Here is a 20,641-nt window from a genome sequence, read left to right on the forward strand (position 1 = left end):
GTTAATATTTTTTATATGTAGAGGTCAAAGATAAATGAATTATTTGATTACTGAGAAATATATCACATTTGAAATAACCTATATATTTTGTATGCAGAAATTTAAGCTATCCCGCCAGTATGGTATTTCAATCCCCATTTTAGCTTTAATCTTCGTTTTATCCATCACAGAATAATGTGGACGTTTTGCCTTAGTTATAAATGAAGAAGAAGTGACTGGCAATACCTCCATATCTATCTCTGCAAATTCAAAAACAGCTTTAGCAAAATCATACCAAGAAGCAACACCCTCATTACTATAATGATAAAGTCCATAAGCTTTTATTTCATTTTCAATAATGTGAATAATGACTCTGGCTAAATCCATCGCATAAGTAGGTGTGCCTACCTGATCATAAATAACATTGAGCTGATCACGGCTTTGAGACAACTTGAGCATAGTCTTAACAAAATTACCAGCCTTCTCGGAATACAGCCAGCTGGTCCTGATAATATAATACTGATCCATAATCCTTTGAATCTCTTGTTCTCCTTTTAACTTGGACAAACCATAAACATTTACAGGAATAGCATGCATAACTTCAGTTAAAGGGACACCTGAATTTCCATCAAAAACAAAATCTGTAGAGAGGTGTATTAGGGTTGTATTACCAGCAAGACAGTTTTCGGCAAGCCTTTTCACTGCAAATTCATTAGATTCAAAAGCACTGTTTGGTTCATCTTCTGCCAGATCAACAGCTGTATAAGCCGCACAATTAATACAATACAAAGGATTAAATCGTTTAAATATTTCTTTAACAGATTCTGCATCTATAAAGTTAAGATCAGTTTTGGAAAGAAATAAATAATTGAAAGATCTCTCATTTTCAGAAACAACCTCATTCAAACATTGCCCAAGCTGCCCATTCCCACCTATCACTATAATATTTCTCTTCATTAATTTTTACTTCCAAGATGAAATTGAATACCAACAGATACCGGATTAAATAAATATTCCGTTTTATGAAATCTGCTCAAAGATCTCACATTTGAAATATCCTGAGGAACAGACTCCTGACGTTCATAAGAATAGAAAAATTCCAGATTACTTTCTACAAAGATAGAAATTTGTTTCATGGGACTAATTTTTAAACCAAGAACCGGCGTAATAGTGAATCCTTCTTTTGTTGCTATAACCTGATTTGGAGGTATCGGCATATTTACCGCATCCGAATTTAGTATTGGATTTATATTATTTGAAACTCCATCGAATTTATTTGACCGGTAACCTAAATCAAGAGCAAAGTAAGGCTGAAATGTAGAATAGCTAAAATTTTTCTCAAAACCAACTTTAAAAGAATAGTCCTTCATCTTGCCATTCACAAGTTCACAACCGGCACAGTTATTAAAAAAACTCTCATTTCTGCTCATATAGCTCCCATTCAATCTGTAACTAAACTCTTTATCATTGAATTTCAAAATCAAGCTATTAAAATATGTGTTCAGATAAGTATTTCCATTAGTCTGATCCATTATTTTAGGCATTTGTGCATAACTATATCCTCTGAAGCCAACACTGTAAAGATAATCCGTATTTGTTTGTGAGAATGCGAAAGTAGAGACCATTAAAAATAAAATGACCAAGTATGTTTTTATCATATTTGAATTTCAATTAAAAGTACTGAAAAAAATACAGCCCAATATTAAGATCGCCTTAGTACAATAATTTGACCAAATTACACGATTTAATCATTATCATTTTTAATTAACTATCGATTATAAACACTGATTATATCGAATAAATAATTACCTGATTCAACTCAATCAATTATTAGTTTAACAACGAGTAAAAATCAAAATTTATGTTAATTCATCAGGGAATCTATTTTCAAACTAAGCTTTTTTGCTCCATGCTCATTCAAATGGTCGGCGTCAAAAAAGTCTGCTTCTTTAAACGTGGTATCGTTTAAAAGATTAAAATATTTTGTACCTGGATGCTTTGCTACTATCTTAGTAATTGAATTAATAGTATTATTTAATTGTTCTTTATTTAATAATTCCGTATAACTTTTATAAGCAGGGCATGTGACAAAAACTATTTCAACGCGTCTGGCTTTAGCTAATGCTATTATAGAATTTATGGTCTCAATATTTGAATTAAAACAGCGATTGTCTTTTAGACTCACTGTATGTCTGGCAACGGCTAATTTTCCCGTTTCTTCTAAATTAGAACCATTTTTAGAATTATAGTTCGTTCCCCATCCTACTTGATTACAAGTAACTTCAGTATGCGTTGTTAACAAATAATTTTTCATTCTGGAAACATTGACTCCTAATTTCATATTGAGTATCTCAGAGTTATTTAGCCAGTCGTTACTTGGATTTATATCATAATATAAGCTATAATTCTTTGTCCGCCATTTTTCTACGCCCGTTTCAAGAGTTGTATATAAAGAGAAATAGTCAATAGGAATAACTATTTTTTTCAAGTTAATTAAGCTGGAATTGTATTTTTTAAGGATTTCCAAATCATAATTTAAAGATTGGGAAATGTGTGCGGCATTGAAAGCAGGCTTTTTAATATACGTAGGATCTATACCATAATACACATGCGAATTGCCTAAAAGCAAGACCTCTATGTTTTTTGCATTCTTATCTAAATAACGTTTTTTATACGCATAATCATTAGGGATACTTTTTAGCAATATATCAGAAGAAAAGCCTAATAAGACAATAGGAAAAATAAAGAATATAACCCGTTTAATGAATCTTTTCATACCTAGAATTGGAAATAAATGAATTGTTGTTCCGAACCTGCAAATAAGAATATTGCGATTACAAGCGCGTAATAAAAGGCCCATCTAACAATTACAGGTAATTTGATTCCAAATTTTGCAATTGCAAATTGCTGCTCACGTCCAAACCATTCTATAATTATGAATATAGAAAGCAGCAAAAGTAAAGTCTTAGGTATAAGCGTTGGTATTGTAAACAAGGAGGGCGAAAATATTCCTGAAATATAACCAAATGCACTCCCCAAACTCTCTGTCCGAAAGAAAATCCAGGCGAACACTGTCAAACCAAATGTTAACCCCATTGAAAATATTTCTTTAAATGTCGGGAAGTATTTTCCAGATGCTACAATGTCAAGATTCGTTCTATTAGTGTTAAAAATTATCGACGGCATGATATATAGCGCATTGAGAAATCCCCAAATAATAAAATTCCAGCTTGCTCCATGCCAGAAACCACTCACAAGAAAAATAATAAATGTATTCCTGACTTTCATCCATATTCCTCCTTTACTCCCACCCAAAGGAATATACAAATAATCTCTGAACCATGTGGAAAGCGAAATATGCCATCGTCTCCAAAACTCAGCAATATCTCTTGAAAAATAAGGGAATGCAAAATTTCTTAATAGCTCTATACCAAAAAGTCTTGCTGTTCCCAAAGCAATATCAGAATAACCAGAGAAGTCTCCATAGATCTGGAAAGCAAAGAATACAGCTCCTAAAACAAGTGTGCTGCCAGAATAATGTCCAGCATTGTTAAAAATCATATTTGCATATTCAGCACACTGATCAGCGATTACGACTTTTTTAAATAATCCCCACAATATTTGCCTTAAACCATCAACTGCTTTTGTATAATCAAAGTCTCTTTTTTTCTGTATTTGTGGCAGTAAATGGGTTGCACGCTCAATTGGGCCTGCAACTAATAAAGGAAAGAAGCTCACGAAGACTGAATAATCAACAAAATTCTTTTCTGCTTTTATTCTGCCTTTGTAGATATCAATCACATAAGACAATCCATGGAAAGTATAGAAAGAGATACCAACTGGCAAAATTACTTTTAGTGTCCAGGGGTTTATATGCAATCCTAAATAAGAAATAGATTCAGCAAAAGAACTGACGAAAAAATTATAATATTTAAAAATGCCCAAAAAACCAAGATTAATCGACACACTTAACCAAAACCAAAACTTCTTAATCTTTTGATTTTTAGCATCTGACATCTTTATACCAGTGTAATAATCTAATAATGTAGAAAAAATAAGTAAAAATAAAAACCGCCAATCCCAACAAGCGTAAAAGAAGTAGCTTGACCCCAGTAATAGTATATTTTGAAATTTTAAATTCTTATTGGTTACGAACCAATATAAAATAAGGACAATCGGTAGAAATATTGCGAAGTGTACTGAGTTGAAAAGCATTATATCAATTAATGTTATTTTTATATTTCTAAAACGATCCTTCAAATCGTGGCGCGAATATACAGATCTTCAGCATTAATAGTACAAAATCAAATCAATCATATCGGCAGTAGCAGTATGCAGCCAGATGAAACAATTATTAATTTCCTTTAAAGAATAAGCCCGGGAATTTTGGGCTTATTCTTTATAATACGATTATTTCCTTGACACCTCCTCTATCCTGAAAACCTTTACACCTTCAGGCATTTCCCACTGTAATTCTGCACCTTGCGGATAACCTAACATGGCCACACCAATCGGTGATAAAATTGATAAAGTGTTGTTTTTTCTTTTCGCCTGATCAGGCGCGACAAGATGATAAGTAAATTCATTTCCGGAAACCAGCTCCTTCACTCTTACACAAGTATTTACAGTCACCACATCTTCCGGCAACTCCCTGTGTAATACCTGTCTGGCATACCGGAGTTCCAGTTCCAGCTTATCTTCATTGTATTTACTCAGTTTTCTTCTTCTGAGGTGACTTTTCAGCAAATCAAAAATGCCCCTGGACAAAACGATCGGCCTGGTATCTATTTTTATTGAGGTAGTATTCATATAGGATAATAATGAGGTTATAAAAAATAAAAAGACAATTAGCCTCAGCCTGCTATACTCAGCTGAGGCATGCCACTCAAAGTCTTTATAACTCATTTTCAAGGAATGATTCATCATGTTTCAGGTTACCTTTTATTCCAATAGCAGTTATACCAGAACAAGCTATCGCTGTTATGTATTTCTGATAGAATAAAAAAATGATAAAATTGAATTTAAATCAGGTTTAGTTCCTGAACCCCATACCTTGAAAAAGGCTGGGGCCTGCTAAATAAAGTCCTTGCTGCTTTTAAGAAATGAATCACCCAAACGATATTGGATAAAAAGAAAACGGCAAAACATAGCCAGTGCAATCCGCATTTGCAGGGCAAGTTGTTTAGGCGACATTTTGTTTAACCATTTAAAAGGATTCATTAATTCAAAGATAGCCCAAATGTCCGGATATAAAAAACGTTGAGATTTACGCCCCAGCCTCACTATATTATCTTAAGGATTAAAACAAAGTTAATGCGGCTAAAATCACTAACCCTTTTACCTCTTTAGTCAGTTATTAGTTTTTCCGGGCACTTAGTCACAAAAACGATACAAATAAGTCATTAATTCGTCCAATACAGCCTCTGACCACACATTTAACTAAATCCGTATAATTCTTAACTACGTAAGTAGGATAAGGTATTTCCGTTGGCCTTTATTTTGCAACATTTCATGTAACAAAAATTATTTTTTGATAAATATCATTTTCTTATCCCCGTTAAAATCTATAACATATGATTCAGAATATTGGAAAAAAGCTTAGAGCAATCCGCAATACGCATTGCATTAGCCAGAAAATCGTAGCCGATCAGTTGGGCATATCTGTTACAGCCTACTCTAAAATAGAGACTGGAATAACTGATGTTTCCTTCTATAAAGTTCAGCAAATAGCTGATATATACGGAGTTTCGATAATTGACATGCTTCGTATAGGAGAAAAAGATTCTCAAGACGAGCAGTATCCTGATGTAAAAAAACAACTGGATGAACTGAGTGAGCGCTATAACGATCAGCAGAAAAAAATCATCCAATTGTATGAGATCATCAGGACCCAAAAATCTGCATCACTTTAAAGCAACACGATAAACTAGTTTCTAGCCAACTCTCCATACAGCGTGTAAGGGGAAAGAAATGCTCAATAAGGGAATTATTTTCCCCATACCCAAAATAAATCCCCACTTTGTGTCGCTTAAAGTAAAGCGGTAAATAAAAAAAGCTTCCCTTCTGAATCAAGAAGAGAAGCTTAGCTATTTGCCTTTTAGCTAACACTCCAATCTACTGAAAATCACAGCCAGTTTATTCCTGCCGGCTCTATTTCAGCAGCGGTTAACGCTGCCTTTTTTTTCGGAAATTCAATACTAAAACGAACAAAGAATTTCTTTTTGCGGCCTATTTCAGCTCGTGTTAACTAAAGTATGAGTACACCATGAGTCCACGTTGAGTCCACCTTTTCCTGTAAATACGTGGACTCACTATGGATACACGCTGTAATTGAGATGGATTCATATAGAAGTCACCCAGAAGCTGACCAGTTCCACGTCATTAGAAAACCCTGACCACAAAAAAAGCCATGTTGTTTTCCAGCACTTAACTCCCCGTTCAGGAGATTAAGCAAGGAAACAACATGGCCGTTTTCAGGATACTATTTTACCGGATAATTTATTTCTGGTAACTTCCAAACAGAGAAACAGCTAAATCCGGATAATCTGAGATAATTCCATCCACATTCAGTTCCGCCATTTTCTTCAAAGACAACTCATCATTTACAGTCCAGGGTAATACCTTCATACCTAACGTGTGAGCATCTTTCACAAATCCGGAATCTACCATCAGGTAATATGGACTTATTGTACCAGGCGTAAAGCCAAGCTTGCTCAGGTTAACTTTAAAGCTGTCTTTGTTCGCTATCAGATAAGAAAGCTTTTGTTTTGGATATTGCTGGTGTAATACGACCAGAGGCCTGGTATCAAATGATTGTATAGTAACCTTTTTAGTTATGCCTTTGGCTTTAAGCACATCCATTACCAATTTGACAAAAACTTCAGGCGCAGGGTGTTCCGTAACATCACCTTCAGCCGAACTTTTAATCTCAATATTATAAGCAACCGGTTTCAAATGTTTAGCCTTAATATAAGTCTCCACACTATCGATCAATATCGCCAACAAAGGCTTCACCGTTTTCAACTTCTGCTGTTTCGGAAAAGCAACATTGACCTTTGTTCCGCCATCATAGCGCTGAATAAGCGTATAAGGCATTTTATATAACAATAATGATTTCTCTTCTGCTTTGGTAATTGCTGTACCGTCAGGCTTCAGCATAAAATCGGCAGACATGTACAGATCGTGAGAAACAACCACCTGGTTATCCTCAGAGATCACACAATCCAGTTCCAGTGTCCTTACCCCAAGATCTACCGCATGCAGCATGGCCGCAATAGAGTTTTCAGGCATGATCCCTCTTCCGCCACGATGGCCTTGTACTTCAATTTTTTGTTGGGCAATTGCGGTCGATAAACCAAAGCAACCAGCGATTAAAAACAAATATTTCATATAACGATAATTAAAAACTGTAACGAAGTCCAATCTGACATTGATAAGGATTACCTGAAGGCTTAACCACACCAGCACCATTCACTCTGTAAACAAAATTATTAGTTGTTTTATCAAAACCATCAACAGCAGGTGTAGTCCCATTTTTAGGAATACCAAGCGAGTACAAAGCCTGTGTACCCAACGATTCGTTCACACCCCATTTCTTGTTCAACAAGTTGGCTACGTTGAAAATATCACCAGATAACTCTAAAGTATGTGTTTTATACAATTTAAACTTCTTGGTTATCCTTAAATCAAAGATGCCATAAAAACTGTTGATCCCGCCATTTCTTTCCGCCATTTGTCCGGAGTATTTCAGGATATAATCTTTCACACTCTGACTTGCATTTGGATTATCTAAAACGGCCTGCAAACCAGCGCGGACATTCTGAGCAACTGCCGGATTGTTCCTGTCGAAGATGAAAGCCAGGTCATTACTTCCAACAAAGTCACCATTTGTGTTACCACCCGACAATAATGTATAACGTGTACCACCAATACCAGAATAACGAAGTCCAACACCAATCCCATGAAAAGTTGGTAAAGTTCCATACACTACAATTTTATGGCGGAACTGATTATCAGAAGCAGTCATTTTGCTTAAATCACGCGGATCATCTTTGACCGGCAAAGATAAAGTTGCACTATTGGCTACGTTACCATTGTAAGAAGTATTATCTCTGGCATCATTCCAGGTATAACTGAATGAAATTGCCCCATCCTTAAAGTACTGGTAGCTACCATCAAGTACTACGGCAAACTGATTGACCTTACCCTTACTGTTTAATTCCAGCACACGGCCTAACTTATCACTGATACGGCCTTGCTGCCAGTCAGGAGAACTATTCTGAATGGTTCCTGCTGGTACATAAACACCGCGGTTACCTTCATTTGATAAACGGAAATAAGGATCAGCAACCATATTGCGGTCTACATACATATAATTGTGCCTTCCTAAAGTCATATAACCAGTAATACCCACTTTTAAACGGTCAGTAATAAAGCGGCTATAAGATACATTGGCCTTATAAACTACCGGGACCTGCGCATCATTTGCATTCGCGTTGATCGTCATTAATTTATTCACACCAGGCAGGCCAAAAAGATCCTGTCCAGGCGCACTGCCAGGGTTTGCGCGGTAACCAGGGAAATCCGGTCTCGGTACACTTGCCCCTCTTACATCGATCGAAGCCAGGTGATTTCCATCAAACACCATATTATTGATCGTTGCATAATTGTTAATATCTGAAGCGAAAATACCCGCACCAAAACGAATAAAATCCTGATGCTTATCATTCACATCCCAGTTAAACTGCACACGTGGCTGAATCTGAAGCGTAGAAAGTGAATTATCAGTTCTTAAACCCAGTTCATCAAATACCAGCTGATTAAATTCTCCTTTAGGGTAGCTGCTGTAATCCAGACGTAAACCTGCAACCATATCCAGTCCTAAAGCAAGCTTCGTTTGCATCTGACCATAAATTGCAGAATTATAAATTCCTTGTTTTACACTCGGATCAGCTAATAAAGGTACTTCCCTGGTATAACGGTAAGGAGTTCTGGATTCAAAATTGTCCAATGCAGAAGTCCCTGTCTTAGCGTCTTCTCTAAAATAGAAACGTCCGTTCAATTCACTTCCATAAGTTGAATGCGCGTTGGTGTACATGAAGTCAACTCCAAAAGTATATTTGATCTTATCAGTATTGTAATAAAGGTTATCAACTAATTGGTATACATTATTCGTAAAACCTTCCTGGGCAAAACGGTGGCCACCCAACTGGATATCAGTTGACAGGGTACCTGAACCGATTGAAGAAGCAACGCCTTCCACAACTGCACGGGGAATATTTGCAGCAGGCAGCTGATTGCCCGGACCACTTAACTGGTAAGTATATAAATGCTGTGCTTTTAATTCGTTGGTCAATCTTGGACTGATCGAAGTACGCAGGGAAGCCAGGAAACTATTATCAACATTCTTATCATTACCATAAGATTCGTATAAATTGATAGCAGTATTATCCTCTAATCCCTGTGGATTTCTGCTGTTCGTATAATTATCACGGACCGTTAACAGGTTTTTCTCATTGATCTGCCAGTCGATACGTGCAAATGCAGCATCAGATCCGCGTTTTTTATTGAAAGAACCGAACTGAGGCGTATTTGCCACGCCGTATAACCTGCGTGAGATATCAACAAAACGATCCAGTGTAGGCTGATTGATTTTCAATCTTGTTTCATCTGCCGGAGACAGGATATTGGCAATTTGTAAGGGGCGCGAATCTTTTTCATGATCCCAAACCATAAAGAAGTGTAACTTATCTTTAATAATCGGACCGCTCAGAGAGAAACCATATTGATAAGTAGAGAAATCTGATTTACGTTTGTTTCCATTGATATCATAAGGGCTGGATAACCAGTCTGCACGTCCATAAGTAAATGCACTACCGCTTAATGTATTCGTTCCTGATTTGGTTACTGCGCTGATTGCTCCACCACCACTTCTTCCCTGAGTTACATCATACTGGTTGGTTACGACCTTAAATTCACGTACTGCTTCAATCGAAATCGAATAAGGCGCACCGCTTCTGCTGGTTGTTGAACCTGCTGAAGTTGGATTTTTAGCCGTCATCCCATCAATGGTAAAACCTGTAGATGAACCCAGCTGACCGGAAATGTTTGTGCCTTTACTTAATGGAGAAAGATCAGTCAGGGAGGCAAAATTACGCCCGTTTACCGGAAGCCTCGTAATATCCCTGGCCGAAATCGTCGTTGCTGCACCTAAGGTTTCAGTCTTGTTTTTCATTCCCGAACCAACGATCTCTACTACAGAAAGATTATTTACAGCATCCTGCATTAAAATATCAATTCTTAAAGCATCTCCCTGATTCAGAGAGTAGCCAGTTTTCTTTTGTTCACCAAATCCGATATAAGTAGCGGTAACCGTATAAGGTGTGCCAAGAGGAAGTTCTTTAAAAGTATATTCGCCTTTAGCGTTGGTTGTTGTTCTGGTGGTAAAACCTGTAGACTCATTCCTTACTTGCACGGATGCACCAGGAATAGTTTTTTTAAGGTCATCGGTTATAATTCCGGAAATAGATGCCTGAGTAGTTTGTGCTGCTAATTCGTTTTTATAAAAACAACAAAATAACAGCAAGAGCACTGTGCAGAGTAAATTTTTCATCATGTGATTTGAACTTATTTTTTCGGCAAATTTAAATGCCCTTATATTAGCACCAGAATATGTCTGTATTAAGAAATCACACCATTAGTTAATAAAAATCAACAAAAAAGCGAATTAAAACCAGCCCCTTTAAACAGCACAACCCCAAAAAATGGGGCTGTACTGTAATGAATCAATAAATACACCGTCTTTCTTAAAAAGCAACCGAAGTATGCACCATCAGCCGGTTCCCTGCACGCACGCTTCCTGCTGCCAGCTGCTGCGAAGCAACAGCCTGATAGTTCACACCAAAAGAAAATCTTTTGAGGTTAGCTTCCAAACCCGTTAAAATAGCCAGAGAATAACCACCAGACACATCTACCGCAAACCTCTTATTTTCTATATCCTTCGCTGAAGTTTCATAAAGCACACCAGCATTGGGCGCAACAGTCAACATTTTCGCGACCCTGATTTTATAATAAGCCAGTACATTGGTAGTGAGCTTATTTCCATAACGGTACTCATATTTGCTGGCGGTATTGATTTTGTAATTGGTATTTACATTTACCCCGAAATCCATTAGCCGGACATCGTAAGTTGCATTCAACGTAAAATCTGTACTGGCTGTCCCTAACTGGAAATTATTAGGGGACTCCGTCAGCACATCTCTGTCACGGGGCTCATATTTGCCACTGGGCACCTTTACCCCGGCGCCAACCCATAACGACTGCACGAGCAATTGATCATTTACCGTGTTTCTGTTATTGAAAACATTGTAATAACCCATCAGGGCGATATCACCCAGGCCACTCTTCTGCCCTTTGGTTTCCACGCTGCTGCGTTCATTGAAATTATAAGGAACAAAATAAAGGATACGGAATTTGCTACCCAGGTTCCAGCCTCCCCAAAGCTCTGCCGACTGATAAGTTTCATTCGTAGTCAGGTAACTGGTTTTACCTCCGGGCCCCAGATGGGTCCTCAAAATTTTATGTTGATACCGCAAGCCAATAAAACGTTTGTTGAATTCAGGTAAAAGCCCCAGATAATAACTTCCTACACCACAACCACAAATATCACAGGCAAAAGCACTGAAGCCACAAAGGCTTATAAAAAGTATTAAGATATATTTTTTCATCGTTATTGTTCTGCCAGATCTTTCCGGGTTACGAAATCCTTATCATCCAGCGTTTTTAAAAAAGTAAGTAATTTGAGTTTATCGTCTGTAGTTAAAGAGAGCCCCAGCTTGCCGTTCTGTTGCAGCAAAGGATCAAGATTCGGCGTTGCCTGTACCTCCTCTGCATAATGTGTAAGCACACCGCTTAGTGTCAGAAACCTGCCATCATGCATGTAAGGAGCCGTATAACCCAGATTTCTCAAGCTTGGTACTTTAAACTTATACTCATCTTCAGGATTAAGTGTAGCCATAGCGCGTCCCTGATCATTATTAGGGCCGGCTGCCAAACCATTGTTACGGAAAGATCCGTCGGTGAACAAAGGCTCACTGTGACAACTGCTGCATTTATCCTTAAAAATGACATACCCTGCCTGTTCATCAGGCGTAAAAGTCTGTCCCTCCTCTTTACGCATCACCTTATCGTATTTCGAATTTGCGCTGACACACATCACCATAAACTGAGACAACGCTTTCATCATCCGCGCATTGGTAATTTCATCTGTCCCAAAAGCCCGGTTAAACAACGTCACATATTTTGGCATCTGCTTTAATTTCAACAGTACATTTTCGATCTTTTCATCCATCTCTACCGGATTGGTAATCGGGCTGATGGGCTGCAAATCCAGATCGAAAATACCGCCATCCCACATGAAAGTTTTACTCCAGGCCAGGTTCATGATCGGCGGAGAGTTGCGGCTGCCTAAGCGGTCATCAATTCCATGGCTTACATCATGCCCGTGCTGCGTAAACCCAGAAGTCTGAATATGACAGGAACCACAGGAAATTGTGTTATCCCTTGATAAACGGGGCTCATAAAACAAAGCTCTGCCCAGTAAAAAACCAGCTTCGGTCAATTTATTGTTTTCCAGCTTATAAACAGGCTCAGGAAATTTGGACGGCTTTTGAAAACCCAGAAAGGTAGTGACTGCCTCCTGGATATTTGTTTCCTTTTTACATGCATAAATAAACAGGCTAAAAACCAGCAGAATAAGATATAATGTTTTCATTTTCTTAGTTTTCTGTATGGTCATGGTAAAACATGCTGCTGAAATTATTGGCCACATTCACACTGTAATTACTAAACATGACCTGTGGGTTAGCAGCAATGCTGATATTGGTTTTACCGTTGAACATTTTCATTACATCCACCAGAAAATGGACATTACTCTCTCTACCCTCCCTCACACGGGCTATTCCGGCAGCAGAAAGATCAACCGTAACCGTTTTAATATTATTGAAAGTAGGTGCTGAGTAACCACCGAAACCGCCAATATGGAACCTGAATTTTCGCACACCAGTCGGGTCAATCGGGGCCTGTTCAGAAGTGCCTTCCATTTTAAAGAAAATATAGCCACTGTTCCATCCCCAGTACATCCCGTCGTCCATTCCCCCGGTTGGGTCCAGTACACCAGTCCGCTTGGAAATATCCATTGTATTTCTTAAACTATCTACCCCCAGCGTAAAAGTCAGCGTCTGATAATCACCTTCAGGAACTTTGACTTTACAGAACTGTGAAGCCCCGTCACTTTCCTTCACCAGGAAATAACTTTCCTCCTGAGGGACAATAAACTCCTGTCCGTTTTTGGTCTTCACTTTAATATTGCTGATGAAATATTGCAGCAATTGTACAGAGAACTGCTCTCCGGAAGCATTTTTATAAGTACCGGTGTTGAGTTGCAGATTGCGGTCACCCACGATATTATCAAACTGCAAACTTAATGTCGCTTTATTAGCCGAAACTGGTTGCACATCATCCTTTTTAGAACAAGCGGTAAGCACAGTCAGTAAGGAGAAAATCACTATAATGTATTTATATATTAGTTTCATAAAAAATCAGATTGGTTGTTGTAAATTTTTGTTTTGAATAAAAGAGCTGTCAGTTAAGCCCTTTAAAAATTAAAAGCATACTTCTTCCTTAGCAACCATTTTTACAGTTGCCAGGGGTTAACTAAATACACAGTTAAAAACCTAATGGACAGGGCATAACCCGGCTTACTGTCTTGTCCGGACAGCAGCACTTGCATTATAAGATAAAATTAAACGTTTCGCGGTGGGTGGAAAATGTCGAATGAACGCTGTACGGTGTTTTGAAGAGGACATTCAGGATAAATCAGCTTAAAAACAGGAAATTTGAACGCTATTTTCAACGTTTCACCTGGCAAAACCTCGTGATACCGGTTCTTTTGTTCTGCACGTTCCTGCTTTTTTTCCTTTTCCTCAGTCTGTCTTAATTTATTCATCAGATAACAATGTCCATTGCAATGCATCCATGGCCGCGATTTATTTTCACAAAGATTTGCTGCAATAAATTGCTGATTAGCTTCAAAACCAGCGTAAACAATAAACCTTGACAGGTTGGCACCTATCAGTGTGACTAATACAACTATTGCGATCAGACGGTTTAACATTTGCTGCAAAGTTAAACATTATTAAAAATCTTCGTTCTTAAAAACCGAACTCTTTTTTTTGTAATATTGACTCTAAGATCAGGTGTATGAATATTATTATCAGGCTCAGAGAAAAGTATGCGGCCTTATTAAGAGATAAGCAAATTCCTCTAATGCAATCCAGAATCAGAATTTTAACCTTTGGATTAATCCTGATGATTGCTTTATTATCTATTATTACCATCAAGTCCCTGATCAGAGCAGATTATAAAACCGCGGCAAGATTAGTAATTTCAATCAGTGCGATGTCTTCCGGGCTTTACCTGATGTTTGAAAAAAACAACTGGCAGCTGGCGGGCCACCTTTTTCTCTTATCGCTTTGCAGTGTGATCTGGACTAATATACTGATGTACACCTTTGGGATTAACCTGGTTAGCTTACAAATCACTTTAATTATTATTTCTGCCAGCTTTTATATCCTCGGAAAAAACTGGGGAATTGTTTATTCACTCGCAGGCGTAATCCCTATTGTCACGCATCTGCTGTTAACAAGTGGTCAGAATGGGAAAATGACCGTAACTCCGCTGCAACTGAATAACAGTTCATTTATGCTGGCGCTGATTGTCAATTTCGGCATTCTGATTACTATGCATTATGAATTCTTTAAATCCTTTTTCAAAAGCAATTCTAAAGAAAGAGAACTGAATACCCAATTGCAATCGGCGCTTAAAGAAGCACAGGAAGCCACTAAATTAAGAGCCGACTTTCTCTCTTCGATGTCTCATGAATTGCGTACCCCTTTGCATGCAGTGATCGGACTGATTAATATTTTAAGCGTAGAAAACCCAAGAAAAGATCAGGAAGAAAACCTCGCCGTGTTGCGTTTTTCGGCAGAGAACCTGCTGGCACTGATTAATGATACCCTGGACTTCAGTAAAATGAATGAAGATCAGATCACCCTGAATAAATCTCCTTTTAACCTGAGTATGCTGTTACAAAACATACTGGCCTCCTTCCGGCCAAAAGCAGAACAGAAGAAGATTGACATCAGGTTGAATTTAGATTTCGAAAATGTTCCGCTGCATATTATTGGCGACCAGACCAGGCTGGCCCAGATCTTAAATAACCTGATCTCCAACGCGTTAAAATTCACCGATAACGGCGGGCAGATAGAAATCCTGGTGGCCACAAAAAACCGGACAGCAAAGCACATCCTTTTACATTTTGCTATTAAAGATTCTGGCATTGGCATTCCTAAAAACAAACAGGAAATCATCTTTGAACCCTTTTTACAAGCGAACAATAACATTACCAAACGTTATGGAGGCACGGGACTGGGACTTGCTATTGTTAAAAGGCTGATTGAGCTGCATCTAAGCAAACTGGTCCTGGAAAGCGAAGAACATGTTGGTTCAGCCTTCTCTTTTGAGATTAAATATGAACTGGCAGCACCTGTAGTTTCGCCGGAAGCAGAACAACTGGTTACCCCGGCTATTTCTACGATCAGCAACCTGAACATCCTGATTGCAGAAGATAACATCATCAATATCATGCTGCTTAAAAAGATTCTCGATCAGTGGAATTGTAATTATTCACTTTCCAAAGATGGAAAAGAAGCCCTTGATATGGTCAAGACCGGAGGCTTTGATGTGGTATTAATGGATATTCACATGCCTGTTATGGATGGATTCGAAGCCTCCAGACACATCAGAGAGTTACCGGATGTGAGTATGTCCAAGATTAAGATCATTGCACTAACCGCTTCAAGTGACGTAGATATACAGCAATCCTTTAGCTATACCTACCTCGATGATTACCTCACCAAGCCTTTCTCCTCTCAATTGTTAAAAGAAAAGCTGGAAGGAGTAGTTCAGCAATTATCCGGCAAATAACCAGCTCTCTGTTGATTACCACTAAAGTCGAAATACCTATGAAGCTTAATACACGGCATCAACTTCAGCACATTTACAGCAGACGAACAGTACAACTATTGATACTGATTATTTTTACAGCGGTACTCATTAACGGTATATTCTTTTTTCATCTGATCCGTCAGAATAAGGATAGCCTGAGAAAGAGAGAGCAAAATGAGAAGGCCATGCTGCTCACGCGCCGGATCCTGGGCAATATGAAAGATGCTGAGATCGGTGAGCGGGGTTATATCCTGACCGGCAGAAAGAAGTATATTATGCCCTATACACGGGCAATTGAAGTAGTTTTTGACAATCAAAAAAGATTAACTCATCATATCACCAGGTATTTTAACGCGGAGAATGGCAAAGATGTGATCCTGCTCAATAAAGCTATTGCAGAGAAACGCACAGAACTCGAAAGAACGATCCAGTTGAAAAACGAACACAAAGACCAGGAGGTGCTCGAAGAGATTAACTCTGATCTGGGTGAAAACCAAATGAACAAAATCAGGGAAATCTGTAATAACATGTTAAGAGATTTCTATGAAAATATACAGACTGAAGACCAGAAGGTATCCGAAACACTAACCCGGACCAAAATCAGCCTGTTATTTTTCAGCACGATCGTAATCTTGGTTATTGGGATCATGAGCTTTAAATTAAAGAAACGCCAGACAAAAATAACCGATTTATTCGATGCGCTGGAACAACAAAATTCAAGACTCCTGCTCCATCAGCAGGAACTGCGGAATTTAAGTGAAACCTTTTCAGCGAGAAATTCTGAACTGGAACATTTCACGCATATTATTTCACATGATCTCAGAGGGCCGCTAAATAATATCCAGGCACTGACCATAATTCTGGAAGAACAGGATCAGGATAAAGCAAATGACCCTGCATTCAAAATGTTAAAGAATGTTTCAACCGGCTTATTTCACAAACTGGATGACCTTATTATTTTACTGAAACAGCAGAAAGATGGTTTACTCCTTAGAGAAACGATTGTATTTGCGGAATTGCTGGAAGAGGTCAAAACAAATCACAAAATGCAGATCGCAAATTCAGGAACGGTGATCGAGGCCGATTTCAGTGAGGCCGGGGAAGTGGCCTTTGCCAAAATATATATGCAAAGTATCCTGCAAAACCTGGTTACCAATGCGATTAAATACCGGGACCCGATGCGTCAGAACCAGGTTTACCTGAAGACCCACCAAAAGGAAAACGCCGTACATCTGGTGATTACAGATAACGGAAAGGGAATCGACTTGAACAAATACGGAAGTGAGATTTTTGGCCTGTTCAAAACTTTTCATACCGAACAGGACAGCCATGGGATCGGCTTATACCTGGTCAAAAAGCAAACGATTGAAATGGGAGGAAGTATTACCGTAAAAAGTGAAGCTGGTGTGGGAACAACCTTTACTATTGTCATTCCCACTAAAGCCATATAACTATCTCCGCTGGTCTTTAAGCAGGTTAATTTTTAGATTGATCTCAAAATCCCCGCCTGTACGCTGACGCTCTCCAGCCAGCTGACTGGTGTAAAAACCTTGTATAAAAAAGTTCTCATAATTCAGCCCGACGCCAAAGGTTGAACTCTTGTCACTATGATACATCCCCAGAAAAGAAATCAGGTTATTCTGCAATTTCAGGTTGGTACCGATATCCCAGATGTTATCAATATCCTTCGCCCCTCTGAAACTGATTTTAGGTTCTATAGAAACCACATCTAATGTAGTCCCTATTTTATAGGACATCGCGACCAGGTAAGTTGATCCGAGCACCGTATTTGCATCATCCTTTTTAAAGAACTTTTTAAGATTTGGCAAAGCTCCCTGTAAAGTCAGCCTTTCGGTGGTATAGGCTACGCCAAAATCACCATCTACATAACTCTTGCGCTGATTATACCTGGCCGCGGCCAGATCATCGGGTGTAGCAATAATGCTGTTTTCATCCAGCCGTTCTTTCATTGCACCCAGAGAGATCCCAAAATGCAGTGCATTGTTCTCGATGTTCAACGGTAAATGATAAGCATAGGTCCCCATGACGCGGGTACGTCCGATCAGCCCGGCTTTATCATTGTATACATTGAAGCCTACCCCAACTTTATCGACTACCCGGTAATCACCACTTACAGCCATCGTGACTGGCGAACCTGGTATCGATCTCCACTGATTCCGGTAGCTGATGTTGATATTCATGCCCTCGTCCATCCCGGCAAAGGCTGGGTTACTGATATATTGATTTTCGTAATATTGAGTCCCCAGAGGTCTTATTTGTGCCGAAGCATTTTGCAAACCAGTCAACAAGCCGGTCGTCAATAAGGCTGCACAAACAAATTGCTGATGTAGAAATTTTATCATTCTTATTTTATATTAAATATTATTCTTTCACTAGTGTAATAAACCCGGTTTTTTGTGCTTTTCCTGAATCGATGTAAAGGATATAGTAATACGTATCTTCTGGTAATGGATTACCATTATACTGTCCATCCCAGGTATTGTCATACCCGATTTTAGAAAAGACAACCCGCCCTTCCCGATCAAAAATCTTCAGCTCATTATTTGGATACTGCAATATATTTTTCACAATCCACACGTCATTGACACCGTCTCCGTTTGGCGTGATCATATTATTGGCTTCTATATCTTTATACAAAACAGCACTGGTAGAAATCATACTCACCGCGTTCAGATCTGAGAAAACAATAGGTTTAGTAAATAGCTGTCCAACATACCGTTCCTTCTCAGAAGAAACACTCTCTTTAACCAGCGTATAATCTTTATAGTTAGTGCTGGTTACTTTAGAGTGCGCCAGTACCAGGTCTTTGGCTTCGTTCCCATTGAGTTCTATATCCAGAAAACTCAGCGCAACTTCCCCTTCAAAGGTGACGGGCTTACTAAACCTGTACATCCGCTGAATACTATTATATCTTGGCCAGATCACCACAGCAGGACTCTGGATGACTCTCAGGTTATTCAGCCCCCAGTCATTGGTTGGTACTAAGGTTAATCCATCCGTACTAAATACTGTCCCATTCTGGATAAACAGACCGTCAGCACCTACGCTTAACTGTGCTTTCAGGGTTTGGTTGCCAAATAATAGCAGCCCCATGGCAATTGATACAATTATTTTCTTCATCTGATCTTTTGATTAGTTATTTCATAGCTGCCTGCAACTGTTCTACAGTTTCAGGCTGGGCAACAATTTTATTGGTTTTTGCATCTACCAAAACCAGTGTTGGCGTGGACAACACAAAATAAGCAATGGCTTCAGGGCTTCTGATTCCCTGTGCTGCTCTTTTATGTTTAAAAGCCGGCAGGTTAACTTTTGCTTTTTCCCAGGCCGGGACCTCCGTTTCTGTTTCATCCAGGCTAATAGCAAATACATCCATCAGCTCTCTGTTTGCCGCTTGCTGATACCAGGGATGTAATTTATCCAGCAGGTCTTTACAGTGCTGGCATTCTGCCGACCAGAACAACACTAATTTGTACTTAGCTTCAGTTTTATAAGCATGAAACTGCACCGATTTACCAGAACTCAGTGTCCAGCTAAAATCGGGGGCAACAGAGCCGTTAACCAATGTTTCCATTCCTTTCAATCGCTGTTCAATCGCTTTTCTTTTGGCTGTTAAACATAAAGGATCATTCAGGTAAGGCTCCAGCATTTTAATCCCGGCGGTCATATTGAAACTTTCAAAACCGGTGTAGAAATAGTCAACCATCCAGCCGTAAACCAAAGGATCACCAGTACGTACTTTTTCAATCGCTCTTTTTCCTGCCAGTGTAAATAAAGAATCACGAAGCTGAACAGTCGTAGACATCGCCCCATAAATGTTTACATATTTATCCATCCAGTCTTTAAGGTCCGCAGTTTTCAGTACCATCGGATTCTTGAAATCCATCCCGTCAAAGTAGTGTTCAATGACGCTGTTCATACGGTCAGTTTCTGTTCCTTTCCATAAAATCGGAGAAACATACTGGAAGGCAAAACTATTGCTGATAAAAGCAGTTTTGTGTTGTTCAATCTGTGATTTTACCCAGCCATTATAGGTTAGTCTTCTTTGTTCATATTCCTGAGTACCCAGCGTGAAAAACTTAGAATCCGGCTGATCATAATTCATCAGGAAATTTTGCAGTAAGCCTAATTGCGCTCTTTTCTTTTCATTGTCTTTTGAAAAGGCGAGAAACAAAGTATTCTCTATTTCTCCATTTTGAAAATAAGTGCTGTCCGGATGATTCAGTGCTTTAGGACGCGCCCATAATTCCAGGTTCTGCTGGTTGACGAAAATATGTCTTTCTGCCGGATAAGGATTACTGGTTTCTTTTTCCTGGTAGTCAAAACGCAAAACAAATTCAGCAGGCAATTGTGCTTTAGGAATTTGCAACACTGCTATTTCACCGTTTTTAACGACCGGTTTTTCAGCTATAGTTTTCAGCGCAGCCCCTGAGATAGCTTGTAAAGTGATTTTACTTTTGGACACCCCTGATAAATGTATTTTCAGACTTACATCCTGTCCGTTTGCATGGACGCCAAGCAGGCATAAAAATGCAATGGATAAAGGCCGCACTGCGTTTTTAAATTGGTTCTTGATCAT

General features: G+C 38.8%; 17 protein-coding genes. 3 read left to right on the forward strand and 14 right to left on the reverse strand.

Going from position 1 to position 20,641, the window contains the following annotated elements:
- Nucleotides 1-78: 78 nt before the first annotated feature.
- The 5 genes from rfbD to HDE70_RS18630 form a co-directional block, all read right to left on the reverse strand.
- A complete protein-coding gene (rfbD, locus tag HDE70_RS18610; RefSeq protein WP_183891518.1) occupies nucleotides 79-936 on the reverse strand; it encodes a dTDP-4-dehydrorhamnose reductase in 858 nt (285 codons plus the stop codon).
- On the reverse strand, nucleotides 936-1,637 hold the full coding sequence (locus HDE70_RS18615; RefSeq protein ID WP_183891519.1) for a hypothetical protein: 702 nt from the start codon (nucleotides 1,635-1,637) through the stop codon (nucleotides 936-938). Before HDE70_RS18615 ends, rfbD begins: the two co-directional genes overlap by 1 nt.
- 206 nt (nucleotides 1,638-1,843) lie before the next feature.
- Nucleotides 1,844-2,755: a hypothetical protein gene (locus tag HDE70_RS18620; RefSeq protein ID WP_183891520.1), complete on the reverse strand. Its 912-nt coding sequence runs from the start codon at nucleotides 2,753-2,755 to the stop codon at nucleotides 1,844-1,846.
- Between the two features lie 2 nt (nucleotides 2,756-2,757).
- A complete protein-coding gene (locus tag HDE70_RS18625) occupies nucleotides 2,758-3,996 on the reverse strand; it encodes an MBOAT family O-acyltransferase (protein ID WP_260161282.1) in 1,239 nt (412 codons plus the stop codon).
- 393 nt (nucleotides 3,997-4,389) lie between these two features.
- Entirely contained in the window at nucleotides 4,390-4,788 is a 399-nt protein-coding gene (locus HDE70_RS18630; RefSeq protein ID WP_183868271.1) for a GreA/GreB family elongation factor, read from the reverse strand.
- Between the two features lie 764 nt (nucleotides 4,789-5,552).
- Here HDE70_RS18630 and HDE70_RS18635 point away from each other — a divergent pair.
- A complete protein-coding gene (locus tag HDE70_RS18635) occupies nucleotides 5,553-5,891 on the forward strand; it encodes a helix-turn-helix domain-containing protein (RefSeq protein ID WP_111633099.1) in 339 nt (112 codons plus the stop codon).
- 586 nt (nucleotides 5,892-6,477) lie between these two features.
- On the opposite strand, the gene HDE70_RS18640 is transcribed toward HDE70_RS18635, so the two are convergent.
- The 6 genes from HDE70_RS18640 to HDE70_RS18665 form a co-directional block, all read right to left on the reverse strand.
- Nucleotides 6,478-7,368, reverse strand: a complete 891-nt coding sequence (locus tag HDE70_RS18640) for a glycerophosphodiester phosphodiesterase family protein (RefSeq protein WP_183891521.1) — start codon at nucleotides 7,366-7,368, stop codon at nucleotides 6,478-6,480.
- A gap of 10 nt (nucleotides 7,369-7,378) precedes the next feature.
- On the reverse strand, nucleotides 7,379-10,594 hold the full coding sequence (locus tag HDE70_RS18645) for a TonB-dependent receptor (protein ID WP_183891522.1): 3,216 nt from the start codon (nucleotides 10,592-10,594) through the stop codon (nucleotides 7,379-7,381).
- Nucleotides 10,595-10,784: 190 nt separating this feature from the next.
- Complete coding sequence (locus HDE70_RS18650) at nucleotides 10,785-11,705, reverse strand: transporter (RefSeq protein ID WP_183891523.1); 921 nt, start codon at nucleotides 11,703-11,705, stop codon at nucleotides 10,785-10,787.
- 2 nt (nucleotides 11,706-11,707) lie between these two features.
- Complete coding sequence (locus HDE70_RS18655) at nucleotides 11,708-12,751, reverse strand: cytochrome-c peroxidase (protein WP_183891524.1); 1,044 nt, start codon at nucleotides 12,749-12,751, stop codon at nucleotides 11,708-11,710.
- A 4-nt stretch (nucleotides 12,752-12,755) separates the two neighbouring features.
- Nucleotides 12,756-13,571, reverse strand: a complete 816-nt coding sequence (locus HDE70_RS18660) for an MbnP family protein (protein WP_183891525.1) — start codon at nucleotides 13,569-13,571, stop codon at nucleotides 12,756-12,758.
- Nucleotides 13,572-13,780: 209 nt separating this feature from the next.
- Entirely contained in the window at nucleotides 13,781-14,152 is a 372-nt protein-coding gene (locus HDE70_RS18665; protein WP_183891526.1) for a hypothetical protein, read from the reverse strand.
- An 86-nt stretch (nucleotides 14,153-14,238) separates the two neighbouring features.
- On the opposite strand from HDE70_RS18665, the gene HDE70_RS18670 reads away from it, so the two are divergent.
- Together HDE70_RS18670 and HDE70_RS18675 are read left to right on the forward strand one after the other, a co-directional pair.
- Nucleotides 14,239-16,023: an ATP-binding protein gene (locus HDE70_RS18670; protein ID WP_183868278.1), complete on the forward strand. Its 1,785-nt coding sequence runs from the start codon at nucleotides 14,239-14,241 to the stop codon at nucleotides 16,021-16,023.
- 38 nt (nucleotides 16,024-16,061) lie between these two features.
- Complete coding sequence (locus tag HDE70_RS18675; RefSeq protein WP_183891527.1) at nucleotides 16,062-17,495, forward strand: sensor histidine kinase; 1,434 nt, start codon at nucleotides 16,062-16,064, stop codon at nucleotides 17,493-17,495.
- Here the strand turns inward: HDE70_RS18675 and HDE70_RS18680 are convergent, their stop codons facing one another.
- From HDE70_RS18680 to HDE70_RS18690, 3 genes are read right to left on the reverse strand one after another with little or no spacing between them, the layout of a single operon-like run.
- Nucleotides 17,496-18,407, reverse strand: coding sequence for a PorP/SprF family type IX secretion system membrane protein (locus HDE70_RS18680; RefSeq protein WP_183891528.1), 912 nt, complete (start codon nucleotides 18,405-18,407; stop codon nucleotides 17,496-17,498).
- A gap of 19 nt (nucleotides 18,408-18,426) precedes the next feature.
- Nucleotides 18,427-19,185, reverse strand: coding sequence for a gliding motility-associated C-terminal domain-containing protein (locus HDE70_RS18685; RefSeq protein WP_183868281.1), 759 nt, complete (start codon nucleotides 19,183-19,185; stop codon nucleotides 18,427-18,429).
- A gap of 16 nt (nucleotides 19,186-19,201) precedes the next feature.
- Nucleotides 19,202-20,641, reverse strand: coding sequence for a TlpA family protein disulfide reductase (locus HDE70_RS18690; RefSeq protein ID WP_183891529.1), 1,440 nt, complete (start codon nucleotides 20,639-20,641; stop codon nucleotides 19,202-19,204).

It is taken from the genome of Pedobacter cryoconitis (genome assembly GCF_014200595.1).
GTDB classification, from domain to species: domain Bacteria; phylum Bacteroidota; class Bacteroidia; order Sphingobacteriales; family Sphingobacteriaceae; genus Pedobacter; species Pedobacter cryoconitis_C.

What these genes read in the sequence shown, in the direction of transcription:
- rfbD (WP_183891518.1), bottom strand. Translation starts at nt 936, where the DNA reads ATGAAGAGAAATATTATAGTGATAGGTGGGAATGGGCAGCTTGGGCAA.
- HDE70_RS18615 (WP_183891519.1), bottom strand. Translation starts at nt 1,637, where the DNA reads ATGATAAAAACATACTTGGTCATTTTATTTTTAATGGTCTCTACTTTC.
- HDE70_RS18620 (WP_183891520.1), bottom strand. Translation starts at nt 2,755, where the DNA reads ATGAAAAGATTCATTAAACGGGTTATATTCTTTATTTTTCCTATTGTC.
- HDE70_RS18625 (WP_260161282.1), bottom strand. Translation starts at nt 3,996, where the DNA reads ATGTCAGATGCTAAAAATCAAAAGATTAAGAAGTTTTGGTTTTGGTTA.
- HDE70_RS18630 (WP_183868271.1), bottom strand. Translation starts at nt 4,788, where the DNA reads ATGAATACTACCTCAATAAAAATAGATACCAGGCCGATCGTTTTGTCC.
- HDE70_RS18635 (WP_111633099.1), top strand. Translation starts at nt 5,553, where the DNA reads ATGATTCAGAATATTGGAAAAAAGCTTAGAGCAATCCGCAATACGCAT.
- HDE70_RS18640 (WP_183891521.1), bottom strand. Translation starts at nt 7,368, where the DNA reads ATGAAATATTTGTTTTTAATCGCTGGTTGCTTTGGTTTATCGACCGCA.
- HDE70_RS18645 (WP_183891522.1), bottom strand. Translation starts at nt 10,594, where the DNA reads ATGATGAAAAATTTACTCTGCACAGTGCTCTTGCTGTTATTTTGTTGT.
- HDE70_RS18650 (WP_183891523.1), bottom strand. Translation starts at nt 11,705, where the DNA reads ATGAAAAAATATATCTTAATACTTTTTATAAGCCTTTGTGGCTTCAGT.
- HDE70_RS18655 (WP_183891524.1), bottom strand. Translation starts at nt 12,751, where the DNA reads ATGAAAACATTATATCTTATTCTGCTGGTTTTTAGCCTGTTTATTTAT.
- HDE70_RS18660 (WP_183891525.1), bottom strand. Translation starts at nt 13,571, where the DNA reads ATGAAACTAATATATAAATACATTATAGTGATTTTCTCCTTACTGACT.
- HDE70_RS18665 (WP_183891526.1), bottom strand. Translation starts at nt 14,152, where the DNA reads ATGTTAAACCGTCTGATCGCAATAGTTGTATTAGTCACACTGATAGGT.
- HDE70_RS18670 (WP_183868278.1), top strand. Translation starts at nt 14,239, where the DNA reads ATGAATATTATTATCAGGCTCAGAGAAAAGTATGCGGCCTTATTAAGA.
- HDE70_RS18675 (WP_183891527.1), top strand. Translation starts at nt 16,062, where the DNA reads ATGAAGCTTAATACACGGCATCAACTTCAGCACATTTACAGCAGACGA.
- HDE70_RS18680 (WP_183891528.1), bottom strand. Translation starts at nt 18,407, where the DNA reads ATGATAAAATTTCTACATCAGCAATTTGTTTGTGCAGCCTTATTGACG.
- HDE70_RS18685 (WP_183868281.1), bottom strand. Translation starts at nt 19,185, where the DNA reads ATGAAGAAAATAATTGTATCAATTGCCATGGGGCTGCTATTATTTGGC.
- HDE70_RS18690 (WP_183891529.1), bottom strand. Translation starts at nt 20,641, where the DNA reads ATGATCAAGAACCAATTTAAAAACGCAGTGCGGCCTTTATCCATTGCA.